The organism is Photobacterium sp. AWH4_225 (assembly GCF_056158405.1).
Genome location: NZ_JBSWTF010000001.1, coordinates 1,573,142 through 1,588,431, shown reverse-complemented (window position 1 = coordinate 1,588,431; position 15,290 = coordinate 1,573,142). Strand labels below are relative to the sequence as shown.

Genomic DNA, 15,290 nt, shown 5'->3' with positions numbered 1-15,290 from the left:
ATATCAATAAGCAAAAACCCCTACTGCTATGTAGGGGTTTTCATTATTTCAAGCACATTGCTATTAGTGTTATTAGCCTTATTGATTTATGCAAGGCCCTTTTCTGCCAATACCCTTTCTACGGTATCGACAATTGCTTGAGTTTGCGGATCAATTTCAATATTGACGTTATCGCCCACTTCCTTGACGCCAAATAATGTTCTCTGCAGAGTTTCTGGAATAAGGTGAACACAAAAACGCTCTTCTTCAACGGTACCAATAGTTAAAGAACAACCATCCAAGCCAATATATCCCTTCCGTAATATATATTTATTGTATGACTTGGGAATTTCAAACCAAATAGTTGTATTGTTTGGCGAGACTTCGATATCAACAATCTGCGTTACAGCATTGATATGACCCGACATGGAATGGCCACCTATTTCATCACCAAACTTTGCCGCACGCTCAATGTTCACCTTATCACCAACATTAAGCTCTCCAAGGTTAGTGACTGCCAATGTTTCTTGCATCAGATCGAAAGAAACATTGTCACCTTCTAACTTAGTGACTGTTAAACAGCAGCCGTTATGCGCCACAGAGGCACCAATTTCCAGTCCTTCGCGCATCTTGCCGAACAAACGAACAACATGGGTTTGAAACGCTTCTTTCTTCTCAATCGCAATAACTTCTGCGGTGCCCTGAACAATTCCGGTAAACATAACAACTCCTGCGGATAAGCTAACTTTCAGCATGTTAACAGTAAATTAGTTCGGTAAAAAGCAAGCCAAATTGCACTATTAGGTTTAACCCTATATGCTCAGCACATATTTACCCATTTATTGAAGCCTGTACTCAATTGGACTCAACATGCTTGCACACCTAAGAAATAATCTTAACAGGCACATACAGGTGTTATTAGCATTGTTAGTTGTGTTAACTGCAATTCCGATTGGCTTTCTGTGGCATCAAAGTGCGGCAAGGATTGTCCACCACACGATAGAAAATATCTACCAGCATGCAAGCCAAGCTGTTCTCAATCATCTTGATGAATTCTTTACAGACGCCAATAAAGTCTATGAACACCAAGAGCGCATCCAATCAGAATTAAGTACAGTCGTTGAGAACAGGGAGGCACTGCTTCACCACATCACTAATGTACTTAACCATCACGACGAAATAGATTATTTCTATTTTGGTAATATGGATGGAGGACTACTTTCCGCTGGCCATCAAGGCAATGAGCATTATTTCCTGATAGAAACCGAAAATGGCAAAGCGGGAAAACTGCAGCATTATGAGTCAGACCATTTTGGCAGCAAGGGAAAGCTCATCGAATCAACCGACAACTTCGATGCCAGAGCCAAAGCATGGTTCCAAAATGCCACTAAGGTTAACTATCCAGTTTGGAGTAAAATTTACGCCGGCGCTTTTGACCCTACCCTACTTGGCATTACGCTGTCCAAAGCCCAACGCGATGATAACGGCAAACTATTGGGTGTATGGGGTTTGGATTTAACCCTCAATACCGTTATTCAAGAGTTGAGCAAAAGTAAACTCAGTGAGCACGGTGATGTCGTTTTGTTTTACAAAAACCAAGTCATCTTGGCCAGCACCTCTAAGTCTCACCTGCCTACTGGCGGCACTCTGACTAAGATCAATCCAACTACCGCCCCTATCCTCGATAAACTGATCAATAAAGATCATGACAAGGGTAACAGCCTGTTGCTTGTCGAGCACAAAGGCAAAGAGTGGGCTGGGTTTATCACTGACTACACTCTCGCAAAAAGTGACTTGGTCAAAATTGCCTTCTATTCGCCAATGACTGACTTTGCACCAGAGTTGGTGACCGCGCAACGTGTTGCCATCTTGCTCACTATTATTTTGGTAATCATTGCGATCTTGCTTGGCCGAAAAGCCGCAGGCCATATTCGTTTACCCATTCAATCTCTAACTCGGGCAGCAGAGCAAATCAGCCAGGGGCGCTGGGGGAGCAAAATCGCCATTACCCGTGATGACGAACTCGGCACTCTCGCCAAATCATTCAATAAAATGCAGCACAACCTTGAACTCACCATTCACAAGCTAGATAGCCAACAGCAAGAAACCAAACGCCTGAACGCCCTATTAGCTCAACAAAACCAAGAGCTGGAAGCTCGGGTCAAAGAGCGCACCCAAGCCCTTAGCACGGCTAATGCCAAACTTCAGCAAATGGCTTATTTCGATGCGCTCACTGGTATTGCCAACAGACGCTACTTCTGGCAACAGCTTGATGAAAAGTGTATTTTTCACAGAGGCTGGTTACTCATCCTAGATATAGATAACTTTAAACACATCAATGATGCTTATGGGCATATTGAAGGTGACAATATCCTCAAGCACTTCACTGCAACCTGCCAGGCGGTTTTACCTGAAAACTGTCTATTTGGTCGCATTGGTGGAGAGGAATTTGCGTTATGGTTAGCAGACTTATCTCGTGAAGATGTTGAAGTCATCACCCAGACGTTACTGTCGACGCTTGCTCAAACCCCTTACAGAAATAGTGACATTTCGGTGGTTGTCTCCACTAGTATTGGAGCGAGTCGCTGTACGGCTAACCCACAAAAATCTTATGCGGTTGCTGACAAACTACTTTACGAGGCGAAGCTAGGTGGCAAGAACCGAGCAGTGATAGAACGGGAAAGTTAACTGCCATGCACAACCTCTTCGAGAAAGCATAATTCTACAACCATAAACATCTGATACTTAACAAAGATTGTGAATTACTCTCTTTTTGCTCGAAGTGAATTGTGTCGCTTTAGCTAATCGTTATAATTCCCGCGTTATTTACTCTTCAATCAGGAGCGCTTTCGTGCACAACTATCGGCGTGAAACACGCCACCTTCTAAAATTGGCCATCCCCGTACTGGTTGCTTCTGTTGCTCAAACGTCCATGGGGTTTGTCGATACCGTCATGGCCGGTGGTGTCAGTGCAACAGATATGGCTGCCGTATCGGTTGCTGCCAGTATCTGGCTGCCTGCGATCCTGTTTGGTGTTGGTCTGCTTATCGCCCTAGTACCTATTGTTGCTACCCTAAACGGCTCAGGCAAACGCGATAAGATCCCTTTTGAGGTCCAGCACGGCTTTCTGCTTGCCGCGTTGATCTCGGTACCTATCATCTTGGTGTTATATAACGCTGGTGCCCTGATTGATATGATGGATGTCGAAGAAGCTTTGGCGGAGAAAACCACAGGATACCTGCATGCGGTACTATTTGCCGTTCCGGGCTTCCTGTTTTTCCAAACGCTTAAAAGCTTCTCTGAAGGCGTTTCAATGACCGTCCCTGCTATGGTTATTGGTTTTATTGGCCTGGCCTGCAATATCCCACTTAACTGGATCTTTGTTTACGGTAAGTTTGGTGCCCCAGCTCTTGGCGGCGTCGGCTGTGGTGTCGCCACTGCGATTGTCTACTGGCTGATGTTCATCTCGATGCTGATATATATCCGCTACAATAAAAAGCTGCGTAGCGTCGGTATTTTCGACCATTGGCACAAACCGCAATTCAAGGCAGTTACCCGCTTATTTCGCCTGGGCTTCCCGGTTGCCGCTTCAATTTTCTTTGAAGTCTCCTTGTTTGCCGCAATTGCATTGCTGATATCACCACTAGGCTCGACCATAGTGGCCGCCCACCAGGTCGCCAGTAACTTCTCGTCGCTGATCTTCATGATCCCGATGAGCTTAGGTGCAGCCTTAAGTATTAGAGTTGGCCACCTTCTTGGTCGACAGGACTTCAACGAAGCCAAAATTGCTAGCCGTTGCGGTTTGATTGTGGCCTTTGTGACAGCTGCAATGACTGCGGTAATGACGGTTGTACTGCGTGAGCCAATTGCTGAGATGTATACCAATAACCGTGAAGTAATCATGATTGCTGGACAACTATTGTTCTTGGCAGCTATCTACCAGTGTACCGATGCCATCCAGGTGGTGGCGGCCGGTGCATTGAGGGGCTACAAAGACATGCGCGCGATCTTCATCCGTACCTTTATTGCCTACTGGATCCTCGGCCTGCCGATTGGCTATATACTCGGTATGACCGATTGGATAGTTGACCCAATGGGTCCACATGGCTTCTGGATCGGCAACATTATCGGCCTAACCGCTGCAGCACTTATGTTAGCCACTAGAATGCTCTGGGTGCAAAAGCAAGACGAAGAAGCACAACTGCAGATGTCATTGCGCTAAGCGGATTTCCTAGCAAGTTCAATAATTAAAGGCGGCCTATGGTCGCCTTTTTGTTTTGCTGCGTATACTTACCATACTACTAGTGACTAGTTCTAAAGCATGTATACAAAGCCCCATATTTTATTAAACACGTTATTTATCCTACTGGCTCTTACGGGGTGTGAGCCCAATACTGCCAAACGCAGTTTCGATACCTATAACGATAGACTAGCCAATGTCCTTGATACCTCACCCGCGACAATCAATGACGATGATTTAGAAGCCTTCCCTGAGCCAAGAGAACTCCTAGTTCCGATTGAAGATATTCGCATTGATCTACTTGATGCCTATGAGTTGAGAAAGTGCGGTCTGTTTAACCTGATTGCAGAGCGCAACTCAATACTGGGGAAAGTGCAGGACAAAACTCGGCAACTCAGGTACGAGCTTATTCTGTTAAATGGACTCAATCACTGCCAAGAAACATTACCGGATGATTCCGATGTGCTTCCAATGCTCGATGGTTACAAACAACAAAAGCAGGCCCAACTTGCCCATCACCTGTGGAATATGTTCACGACTGAAAAAGAGTGGCGGCAACAGTTGACTATACATCATCAACCCTTTGAACTAGGTCTATTTTATGGTTTCGATGAAAGCCTAAATGCATTTAACCACCTTGCCTATATCCAACAGCACATCCAGGCCGGAACCAGTATTGAAGAAAAACAAGCCGATAGACTTATCAAACACCAAGAGCAGCTACATGCCCACCACTATTTCGGGCAGCTTATTTTTTCAATCCAACTTTCCACCTTATGGTTGGATAGCATTACCAACATGCTAGAAGAGAGTGAATCGGCGCTCATTTGCGGCCCAAATCGTAACCAGCAACAAGCCGAGTACCTGAGCAATGTCTTCTACAAATTTTTTGTTAACGAGATACAACCTTATCTTGCCGAACTGGATTCCCAGTACCAGCAAATATCCCCGCCTCTGAGCGAACTGCTAAACCCTGATCATGCCAACAACCAAGCCATTACACCTTACTATGAGAAGTACATAAGCGGAGAGCTACACGACCAGTTCAGGCAGGCGACCCTAAAACACGTCAGCTTTTGGCAAAGAACCTTCAAACGCTGCAATATCAAAGTGGGTATCCACTAACTCGCTAACGGTTACTGCTGCACTGCCAACAATTTCAAAGACTCAGCGCAAAGAAATGCGCCATGTTGCTATAAATGCGTGGCAACAGGCTCTAAGATGAAACTAACAACATTAGGCGGAGCCAAACATGAAGAAAAACAAGAACGATGCAAAGTTGCTGAAAAAAGCGCTCGAACTGGGAATGGCTTTTGCTCAAAAACAAGGGTTTGATGACTTGGACAAGTCCGTCTCATCAAAAGACAAAGTGGAATGCATTTACCGTTTATTGGTTCAGTTCAAGCAAATCACCCCGCTCCCTGAAGACAAGGAAGATGGCCCGAACATGAAACACAAACTGATCTTGTGGATTTCACGGCTTCTTCCACCCGACCACGAGTTATTACAATAAGCATTGCAGCTCATATTAGGCTAATGGTAGCCTATTCTTTTTAGACATTTACACATAGTTACCAAGGTAGGTTCAAGCATTATGCGTCGTGTTGTTTTCAATCAAAAAGGTGGGGTCGGTAAATCCAGTATTACAGCTAACCTTGCCGCCATCAGTGCCGCTAAAGGCTATAAAACCCTTCTTATCGACTTGGATGTCCAAGGTAACAGCAGCCATTATCTTGGCTTTGATATCAACACCGACAACAACAAGAATATTGCTGAGCTGCTTAACCAAACTGTCGGGTGGTTTTCGGTGTCGACGCCTATCAAGTCTTACCCGCAGGCCACACCATTTGAAAACCTCGATATTATTCCTTCTAGCCCTAAGCTTGAAAAAATCGAATCAGAGCTAGAGCGCCGCTACAAGATTTACAAGTTACGCGACGCCCTTGATGAGTTAGACAAGGAATATGACCGGATTTATATCGATACCCCACCCAACTTGAATTTCTTCAGCAAAGCAGCGCTTATCGGTGCCAATAAGCTGTTAATTCCGTTTGATTGTGACAGCTTTTCGCAACAAGCCTTGATGACATTGCTCAACAATGTGGCGGAATTGCGTGATGATCATAACCCCAACCTCGAAGTGGAAGGGGTTATCGTCAATATGTTCAACGCCCAGGCTAAGTTCCCAGCGCAGATCATTGCAGATCTAAAAGATATTGGTTTACCTATCCTTGAGCCTTATCTACCGCTTTCTATCAAGATGAAGGAATCACACTACCACCAGCAACCGCTGATCCACTTGCTGCCTTCGCATAAGCTTACCCAGTCATTCAACGATTTATTTGCAACACTTGAGCAAACAGAGAGTGCAGAAGTCAGCTAGAGCACAGTAGCCCAATAGCTTTTTCACCTTTAGTTAATACCAGCAGTCATCAAAAAATGACTGCTGGTATTGGTTTATCCAGTGTTCAAATGCCAAACCAGTAAATACAACGACGAATAAAAGTGATTGAAATCACAATTTTACCCACCTCGGCGGCGAGAAATAATCCGCCGCGCTCAAAGCATAAGCAAACAGTCACCATAACTTAAAAAAGCCAACTCAAACACTTGCACGAGGGATCATCACTCGCTAATATGCTCCTCGTTCCCACGGGAACGCAGTACGACCGTAGCTCAGCTGGTTAGAGCACCACCTTGACATGGTGGGGGTCGGTGGTTCGAGTCCACTCGGTCGTACCAATTTCTAGCTTAAAACTAGAACACAATTTGCGTCTGTAGCTCAGCTGGTTAGAGTACTACCTTGACATGGTAGGGGTCGGTGGTTCGAGTCCACTCAGACGCACCATTATCACTTAAACATGATAATGACAGTACGACCGTAGCTCAGCTGGTTAGAGCACCACCTTGACATGGTGGGGGTCGGTGGTTCGAGTCCACTCGGTCGTACCAACTTCTAGCTTAAACCTAGAACACAATTTGCGTCTGTAGCTCAGCTGGTTAGAGTACTACCTTGACATGGTAGGGGTCGGTGGTTCGAGTCCACTCAGACGCACCATTATCACTTAACGTGATAATGACAGTACGACCGTAGCTCAGCTGGTTAGAGCACCACCTTGACATGGTGGGGGTCGGTGGTTCGAGTCCACTCGGTCGTACCAACTTCTTACTTAACCACTAAGAAGTACATAATTTGGGTCCGTAGCTCAGTTGGTTAGAGTACTACCTTGACATGGTAGGGGTCGGCGATTCGAGTTCGCCCGGACCCACCAAATTCCAATAAACGCATTACCTCTTTGAGGCTCCCAAGCGTTTATTCGGGCGATTAGCTCAGTTGGGAGAGCACCTCCCTTACAAGGAGGGGGTCACTGGTTCGAGCCCGGTATCGCCCACCACTTATAAAAGCCTGTTCTTCGGAACAGGCTTTTTTGCTTTCTAATCCCTGCCCTGTCTCTCATTTCTCCATATTGCACCAACAGCAAAATAACATACTTAATGCCGTGTAATTAAAGTCCGCATAAACACTGTTTACTTATAGCTCCGGTGATTTTGTCACTTCGTTGACGGTATAAGTTTTACACACACCTACCTTCTCATCAGCCTGCAAATTATGCAGTCAGTTTTTTTATCCATCAAACACACTTACCTACACCACAAATGTTGTGAATGTAACAAAAGTGACTTATTTCACAACTACACTCCATCGCGTCAATTTTTTGCTCGCAAAACCGTTAACAAACATGCTCAACACGAAGCAATATTGGCTAAAACCACGTAACTCATTGAGTCAAAATTGCCTCAGATACATTGCTATCAGAAATTTTTCTCATGAGTTCCAACAAGAATATTGATAGTGCTCTCATTATTAATAGCTAATATTTGCTTCAATACGAGCAGAAAAGTGATAATACGAACAAAATAAAACCAAAATGTTTGAATAACAACAAAGGTTAAATAATGAACATCCTCAAACATAAAAAAACAGCTCTTGCGACATTCGTTTCTGCTCTAATGATTGCCCCGTCGCTTCAAGCGGCTACGGTCTATCAAGCTGACAACGGCGATTATCTGGATATTTACGGCGAAGTCGGTATCGGCGGTCACTTCGGTGCTGATTTCAAGTCAGGCGAGTTTTATAAAGATCAAAGCTACATTGATGATTCTTTTGCCACACTTGGTGCCAAAGGTCGAAACGGCGAGATTCTTTACCGCCTAGAACTTGATTACGAGCGTGAGAACTGGAAATACGGCTCAGGTGACATGGTGCTCAGCATCGACAAACTATACCTTGGCTACGAATTCAACGATCACCACTACATTGAAGCCGGCTTAACCGATACTGCCTTTGATGATTACGACAAGTACGGCGATTTCACCTTTGATACGACGGTAGAAACCGGTGAAGCCGGTGACCAAGACGCGACGGTAAAATATGAAGGCCGTTACGGTGATATCAAGGTAGGTGCTTCTTACAGCTACGATTCCAAGTCTAGCTCCGGCTCTCCACTGGGTGATGTGGTGAACGGCTACGCAGGTTATTTCGGCAAAGTCTTTTCTATCGTTGTTGGTATAGAAGGCCGTGGTGGTTCTGAGGGTGAATCGAAATACGGTGAACAACGCCTACTTGGTTTAGGTATGCGCCTAGCTGTCACTCAAGACCTTACACTTGGCTTCAACGGATTTTTGGAACAAGAAGATATCGCTCAGGAAAAAACTGCAGTTGATGCTAGCGATCCAAACAACAAAGCTTACCGCTATAACGACTACCAAACTCTCGATCATGAAGGTGCTTTGGTCTCCGCCAAGTATAACCTCACCGAGCAATGGCAAGTGGTTGGCTCGGCGAACTATGAAGCCTATGAAAACTGGGACAAAGATAGTGAGTACTGGGACGGCAAAGACTACAACTGGGGTAGCAGCCGTACTTGGGGCACCTTGGGTGTGAACTTCAAACCAACTAGCTCATCGGTACTGGCTATCGAAGGCAACGTCGGTGAAGCCGCTCAAGATGTTTACGCCTACGCACGCGTCTATTTCTAAATCTCACCAATAACTAAAAATAAAGAGTCAAACTTCTATGAAAAACAAAATAACACTGGTTTCAGCAGCGGTTGCTGCCGCCCTAGCCGCTCCTGCAATGGCCGGCATTAACGATATTATTATCTCAGAGTACGTTGAAGGTAGTAGCTATAACAAAGCTATCGAGTTGACGAATACTGGCGATACTGATTATACCTTCGATGGCGATGTTGGCCTTTACTACGATAATGGCCAGTACATTAATATGATCTATAACTCTAAAAAGGAATCGATCCTTAAAGGAGTGACAATCCCTGCAAATAAAGCTGTTGTTTTCGTTCACGGCAGAGCTGGCGAAGATCTTATTACCGCGATTGGTAATAATGGTGCTTCCCATGTTTTGTCTCCGACTTCTGGCTATAACGCAATGGGTTTTAATGGCGATGACTCTGTAACCCTTGCTCGTACTACCGACCCGCGTAGCAACATAATTGACATTATTGGTAATGGTGGCTCTAATTGGGGAGGAGACAAAACCTTCCGCCGTTACCAGGGAGAGTCACAATCATCTACATACAAATCATCTGGCTGGTCTCTATTTGGTAAAGATGATTTCTCTGGGCTTGGTGATACGACATTAGAAGAAAAACCAGCAGAGCCTTTAGACACCACCATAGGTCAAATCCAAGGTGAAGGATTCCGTTCACCTTTGTTGAAAGATGGTGAATACCTATCAACTGATCGTTATCGTGTTACTGGCGTGGTCTCAGCAGTTGCTAACTCATTTGTAACGGGCTTCTACATTTATTCAGATGATGGCAACGAGCTGACATCAAATGGCTTATTCATCCAAACTACTGACGACAAACCTGAGATTGGTTCAACCGTTACCGTTACCGGTAAAGTAGGCGAAGATTATGGTTTGACACTACTTGCTGCAGATGAATGGTTAGTCGACGAAAGTAAAGGTATTCACCCACCAGCATCTGTTGATCTAACGATGATTGCTGCTGACGGTGGCAACTTCGAAAAAACCCTTGAACGTTATGAAGGGATGTTGGTTCGACTACCTCAAGACATTGACCCAGCTACAACGGACGTCAACGAAGACATGCGGGTATCACGTACCTTTAGCTACGACTATGATGGCGGCCGCAACAACATGGTACTGGCATACAAGCGCCCTAATATGCAACCTAACCAAGAGAATATTGCGGGTAGCCAGGCATCTAAAGATCAGATGGCTGAAAACGACAACTTCCGCTTGTTTGTCGACAGTGACGAGAAGCCAGGCAATGGTGAGATCCCTTACTACCCTAACTTCAAAAACGATCCAAAGAATAACTACATTCGCATTAACGACAGCGTCGTTGGTCTTGAAGGCGTTATTCACTTTGCTTATGGTGATTACCGCCTAATCCCAATGAATAACGTGGATGACTCAAACTTCATTCATAATACCGACCGTAAGTCTAAGCCAGAAATCAGTGAGGAAACCGCATCTGATGCCTTTGCTCTTCGCATAGCAACACAGAATGTCCTTAACTATTTCAACTCCCCATATGGCGGTGCGGAAAACCAGCACGGAGACAACCGTGGTGCAGAAAGCCAATACGACTTTGAACGTCAGCAAGCTAAGATCGTTGAGGCTATCTATGGTCTAGATGCCGATATCATTGGCTTGATGGAAATCGAAAACAACGGCTTTGGTACCTACAGTGCCATCACCGAACTTGTTAATGCCGTCAACGAGAAGTACTACTACGAAAACTACGAAGACCGCAACGAGGCAAAATCAATCCACAATAAATACGCATTTGTGGGTTTTGACTCAAACGGCGATGTTGTACTGGATGAACATGACTCGGTAGGCGGTGATGCCATTACTTCTGGCCTGCTATACCGTCCGAGTAAGGTTGCAATCGAATCATCTCGTATTATTGAAATGCCGCGTCAGGAAGCGCCTATCATCACCGATGAAAACGGTGCACCAATTACAGACGACAAAGGTGAAATCCGTGAAAACGGTAAGAACTTCCAGCGTAATACTGTTGCCGCTACTTTCCGCCTGATTAATACCGGTAAGAAACTGACGGTTGCGGTTAACCACCTTAAATCTAAAGGCTCAACTTGTTGGGAAGATTGGCAAGGCTGGGAGACTTGGGAGAATTTCAACACAGAGAAGGATGACGTCAAAAACGATGACTACCAAGGCTCATGTGAAAACTTCCGCGTAGCTGGCGCTGTCGCGCTGGGCGAGCAACTAGCCAAAATGGGTGGTGATCAGGTGGTAATGGGTGACTTCAACTCCTACGCCAACGAAGATCCTATGTTGGTTCTAACCACGATTCCTGAAAAATTACCTGAAGGAAAAACCATTCGCGCAGCACGTGATACCTTCATTGGCTACAAGCCACAATTTGGTGAAAATGGTGCCGAGATCACCAAATCCTTCGGCTTGATCAATGCCGTTGAGATGATCAACGACAAGGTCGAAAAAGAGACCAAGCAAAAACATGCGGTTTGGAGCTACTCCTACAATGATGAGATTGGTTCACTTGACCATGTGCTGATCACCCCGTCATTGTCTAAGAAAGTCATCGATGCAACAGATTGGCATATCAATGCAGCTGAATCACCACTGTTTGATTACAGCAGCAAATACAAGAGTAGCTCTTGGGGGCAAAACCCATTCTATTCTCAAGATCCATATCGTTCATCAGATCATGACTCAGCCATTATCACCTTAAGCTACGGTTATGGTGAAACGGCTGGTGAACCAGTCTTGCTGTCAACAAAGAGTGGCCGTATGGAAGTGGCTTACCCTATTCCAACGGTTGACGCGAAAGCGGGGGATATTGCAAGCATTCAGTTCTCGCCAGCACCGGCAGATATGAGCAAAGTCACCCTGCCGAAGATGACGCTAACTAAAGACGGCAAACAAACCGTTTTGTTTGATGTTAACGGCATTGATGCGGGTGACTATAAAGTAACAATGACGTTAGAGCGTCCAACCAGCACTAAGTCTAGCGCTCAATCTGTTGAGAACTCTTCAGTAACGATGAACGTTGAAGTCGTTAAACGCGACTCGCTGGCTCCAACAGTCACTGAACCAACTTACGACGGTTCAGGCGGCTCTACTGGTTGGTTGGGCCTTCTGTCTCTAGTCGGTCTAGGCTTCCTGCGCAGAAAGCGTAAGTAACACCCGCTAAAGGCTACCCATTAAAAGTAAAAGAGGCTGATTTCAGCCTCTTTTTTTTATTCCTGTTTTAAAAGCCAGCTTTTAGGTAACTCGCTGTCACACAAAACTTCATCGATGTCTTCAATCCTACACATATAGGCTTTTCTGACCTTGCCTATCTTACTGCTATCGGCAACCAGGATGGTTTTCTGCGACTGGCGCATAGCTTGGCGTTTATAAGGTAGTTCGGTAAGTGCATAACAGGTGATCCCCTGCTCAAGATCAATCCCTGCCGCTGAGGCAAACATCAAATCAAACCGCAGATTGTCCAATTCAGTTTGGCTTGATAACGGGTAAAAATGATTGCACTTTTCATCAAACTGACCTCCGCACAAGATAGGCTTGCAATTGGGTTTGCTCTTCAATGCCAAGAATATGTTCAAAGAAAAACAAACGCCTGTAAATGCTATATCATCATCGATGGCATGAATGATGTGGACAGTGGTTGTCCCATTATCAAAAAAAACCGTGTCGTTGTTGTTGACCCTTTGCGCCGCCAATTTTCCAAGTGCACTTTTCTCACTGACATGATTTTCGTTCTGTTCAATGAGTTTATACTCAGCGCTACCTGTGCCTGACTGCTTATTAATGATATAGCCGCCAATCACACTCAGCGTGGGATGAGGAAGGGTTAAATCACGGCGTAGTGTCATTTCGGACACCGCCAACGTTTCTGCAGCCTGCTTCAAATGGATCTTATCTTGGCCCTGTAGCAATTCAGCTAACTGCCTTAGTCGTTTTTCCTGCTTTGTTTCGGTTTTCATGCTTCCAGCTAGCGCCTTTTCTGTCTGTTCACCAACCTCAAGATGGTTTGTTCTAGTATATCTAACCATTCAAAGCAAAATAGAACATTCTCTTTATTCTTCAATCGTGATCGCTTTATTCCGGCAAAATACCTCTACATCATTTCTAATGTTAATCATGCAATGTAAATCACTGAATGGGTTGTCTTTTATCGACTAGAATAGATATACCCACCAGCAATTAATCACTCAATGCGTTGTTTTTACCAAAAGGAATTAGGTTAACAATGAATCAGCTTCTAAACGTTACCACCTCACTGCTTGCTTCAACGTATCGCTGCTGGCAAGGCACCGTGGCGGATAAAACAACCAAGCAGCCAGATCAAACACTCATGCTGTTTGACCAAGAGAATGATGCCGAATGCCGACAGGTCCGCGAAGCGCTGACCCAATTAAATTTAGATATTCTGGTTGTACCCTGCCCCAAAGGCGGCAAGAACCTCGAAGCGTTGAAGGCCAAATCAGGTAAAGGGAATGAAATCCAGCCGCCTGTCTTTGTCGATAACAACCAATCCAAGGCCAAGCAGGGCGCGAAATCAATCCTCAAACACCTTAACCAGCATTATGGCTCAGTCAAAACCTCGACATCTTTGCTTGGTAAAGTCACCAATCAAATAAGTTCAACGCTGGCATCAACGGTTCGCTTTAATTCAGGCACTCAAGCCCAACCTGCCAATCAGCCAGAACTACCTTTGATTTTATACAGCTTTGAGTCCAGCCCTTTTGCTCGGCTGGTGCGTGAAAAACTATGTGAGATGGAAATAACGTACATTTTAATAAACTTGGGCAAACAACAGGTATCAGACATGGGACCAGCAACCATGCGGTGGAGTCTGAAGCCTTATCAGCCATTGCCCGATACCAAGCGCGAAGACTTCTTCAAACAATACGGCAATGTGCAGGTTCCTTTCTTGATGGATCCCAACACCAACCGAGCTATGTTCGAGTCGGCGGATATAGTGACTTACTTGGAGAAAACCTATCAGGGGTAATTTAAGATCCCTGAAATCAATGAGCTAATAAGGCAGATTTACAAATATCTGCCAAGACTTCGATACTTGGCAGGCAGGTATAATTAGGCCTGAAGACAAAAGCAATTCGCCGGTGCGGGCTAGGCTCGTTAAGGTGAATAACCGATAGTTTCTCGTTTGCGGTAACGAGCTGGTCTTTAGCCATAGCAGGTATCAATGTCGTACCTAAATTACCCTGTACCATTTGGATAAGGGTATTCAAGCTCGTCGCACCGAAGCCATGGTTTGCCCGCTGCCCAGAAAGTTTACACACATCCAGCGCATGATCTTTTAGGCAGTGGCCTTCTTTGAGCAACATTAACCGAGTTTGGGTTACCTCATCGCTGGTGATCTCAGTTTGCTGCGAGTGCATTGTGCCTTTCAGGGTGACCCAATAGAAATCTTCTTGCCAGAACTCCAAACTAAGGAGCCCTTCGCAGGGATAAGGCAGCGCCAAAATAGCGGTATCGATTTCACCGCTGCGCACCATATCTACCAGGTGCTGGGACTGCTCTTCCACAACATTGATTTCTGCAAGTGGGAAACGCTCATTGAGAGTAGGAAAGATCATAGGTAGCAAATAAGGCGCAATAGTAGGGATAACCCCAACGCTGATAGGAAAACTCAGCGGTTCACTTTTACTGCTAGCCAAATGCTCCAAATCTTCAATTCGCAATAAAATGTCTTTCGCTCTCTTAAGCACCTCTTGACCAATAGGCGTTACCAAAACCTGTTTATTATTACGCTCAAAGATTTGTAGCCCTAGTTGCTTTTCCAACTCACTGAGCGCAGCACTGAGGGCAGACTGACTGATAAAGCAGAGATCGGCAGCCTTCTTGAAATGTAGGGTTTTTTCTACGGCAAGTGCATAGCTCAGTTGCTTAATGGAAATCATTGCGCCTCTAAGTCTGGAGGTTTAGCCAAACCAAGCGACGCAATTCAATCATCAGTCTGATAGAGAAATGATTTAACGATTTGAAAATACGCGGCTTAATTAA

The 15,290-nt window shown here is 45.1% G+C and carries 11 protein-coding genes and 7 tRNA genes; 15 read left to right on the top strand and 3 right to left on the bottom strand.

The features are described 5' to 3' along the window. Positions 1–86: 86 nt before the first annotated feature. Positions 87–701, bottom strand: coding sequence for a riboflavin synthase subunit alpha (locus tag ACXAD4_RS07640; RefSeq protein ID WP_475240245.1), 615 nt, complete (start codon positions 699–701; stop codon positions 87–89). A 211-nt stretch (positions 702–912) separates the two neighbouring features. Between ACXAD4_RS07640 and ACXAD4_RS07635 the strand changes: the two genes are divergently transcribed. From ACXAD4_RS07635 to ACXAD4_RS07570, 14 genes are all read left to right on the top strand, one after another. After that, the gene (locus ACXAD4_RS07635; RefSeq protein ID WP_475240243.1) at positions 913–2,667 is read left to right on the top strand and encodes a diguanylate cyclase domain-containing protein; all 1,755 of its coding nucleotides are present in this window, start codon (positions 913–915) and stop codon (positions 2,665–2,667) included. 163 nt (positions 2,668–2,830) lie between these two features. Next, positions 2,831–4,201, top strand: a complete 1,371-nt coding sequence (locus ACXAD4_RS07630; protein ID WP_475240241.1) for an MATE family efflux transporter — start codon at positions 2,831–2,833, stop codon at positions 4,199–4,201. 99 nt (positions 4,202–4,300) lie between these two features. Continuing rightward, positions 4,301–5,344 (top strand): DUF3080 domain-containing protein, encoded by a 1,044-nt coding sequence (locus tag ACXAD4_RS07625; RefSeq protein ID WP_475240238.1) that lies wholly within the window; start codon positions 4,301–4,303, stop codon positions 5,342–5,344. A gap of 127 nt (positions 5,345–5,471) precedes the next feature. After that, the gene (locus ACXAD4_RS07620) at positions 5,472–5,732 is read left to right on the top strand and encodes a DUF5062 family protein (RefSeq protein WP_107297765.1); all 261 of its coding nucleotides are present in this window, start codon (positions 5,472–5,474) and stop codon (positions 5,730–5,732) included. A gap of 81 nt (positions 5,733–5,813) precedes the next feature. Beyond that, positions 5,814–6,602, top strand: a complete 789-nt coding sequence (locus tag ACXAD4_RS07615) for a ParA family protein (protein ID WP_475240236.1) — start codon at positions 5,814–5,816, stop codon at positions 6,600–6,602. A 282-nt stretch (positions 6,603–6,884) separates the two neighbouring features. After that, positions 6,885–6,961 (top strand) — tRNA-Val (locus ACXAD4_RS07610). Positions 6,962–6,990: 29 nt separating this feature from the next. After that, a tRNA-Val gene (locus tag ACXAD4_RS07605) sits at positions 6,991–7,067 on the top strand. Positions 7,068–7,094: 27 nt separating this feature from the next. Next, positions 7,095–7,171 (top strand) — tRNA-Val (locus tag ACXAD4_RS07600). A 29-nt stretch (positions 7,172–7,200) separates the two neighbouring features. Then, a tRNA-Val gene (locus tag ACXAD4_RS07595) sits at positions 7,201–7,277 on the top strand. A gap of 26 nt (positions 7,278–7,303) precedes the next feature. After that, a tRNA-Val gene (locus ACXAD4_RS07590) sits at positions 7,304–7,380 on the top strand. A gap of 34 nt (positions 7,381–7,414) precedes the next feature. Next, a tRNA-Val gene (locus ACXAD4_RS07585) sits at positions 7,415–7,491 on the top strand. Positions 7,492–7,538: 47 nt separating this feature from the next. Continuing rightward, positions 7,539–7,614 (top strand) — tRNA-Val (locus ACXAD4_RS07580). A gap of 562 nt (positions 7,615–8,176) precedes the next feature. After that, positions 8,177–9,259 carry a porin gene (locus ACXAD4_RS07575; protein ID WP_475240234.1) on the top strand — a complete coding sequence of 361 codons (1,083 nt, stop codon included), beginning with the start codon at positions 8,177–8,179 and terminating at the stop codon, positions 9,257–9,259. Between the two features lie 37 nt (positions 9,260–9,296). Further along, positions 9,297–12,440, top strand: a complete 3,144-nt coding sequence (locus ACXAD4_RS07570; RefSeq protein ID WP_475240232.1) for an ExeM/NucH family extracellular endonuclease — start codon at positions 9,297–9,299, stop codon at positions 12,438–12,440. A 56-nt stretch (positions 12,441–12,496) separates the two neighbouring features. Here ACXAD4_RS07570 and deoR read toward each other — a convergent pair whose 3' ends face one another. After that, a complete protein-coding gene (gene deoR / locus ACXAD4_RS07565) occupies positions 12,497–13,243 on the bottom strand; it encodes a DNA-binding transcriptional repressor DeoR (protein ID WP_475240230.1) in 747 nt (248 codons plus the stop codon). Positions 13,244–13,509: 266 nt separating this feature from the next. Here deoR and ACXAD4_RS07560 point away from each other — a divergent pair, with 266 nt between their 5' ends. Next, positions 13,510–14,274: a glutathione S-transferase N-terminal domain-containing protein gene (locus ACXAD4_RS07560; protein ID WP_475240228.1), complete on the top strand. Its 765-nt coding sequence runs from the start codon at positions 13,510–13,512 to the stop codon at positions 14,272–14,274. Between the two features lie 16 nt (positions 14,275–14,290). Here the strand turns inward: ACXAD4_RS07560 and ACXAD4_RS07555 are convergent, their stop codons facing one another. Next, positions 14,291–15,187, bottom strand: coding sequence for a LysR substrate-binding domain-containing protein (locus ACXAD4_RS07555; RefSeq protein ID WP_475240225.1), 897 nt, complete (start codon positions 15,185–15,187; stop codon positions 14,291–14,293). Positions 15,188–15,290: the final 103 nt, after the last annotated feature.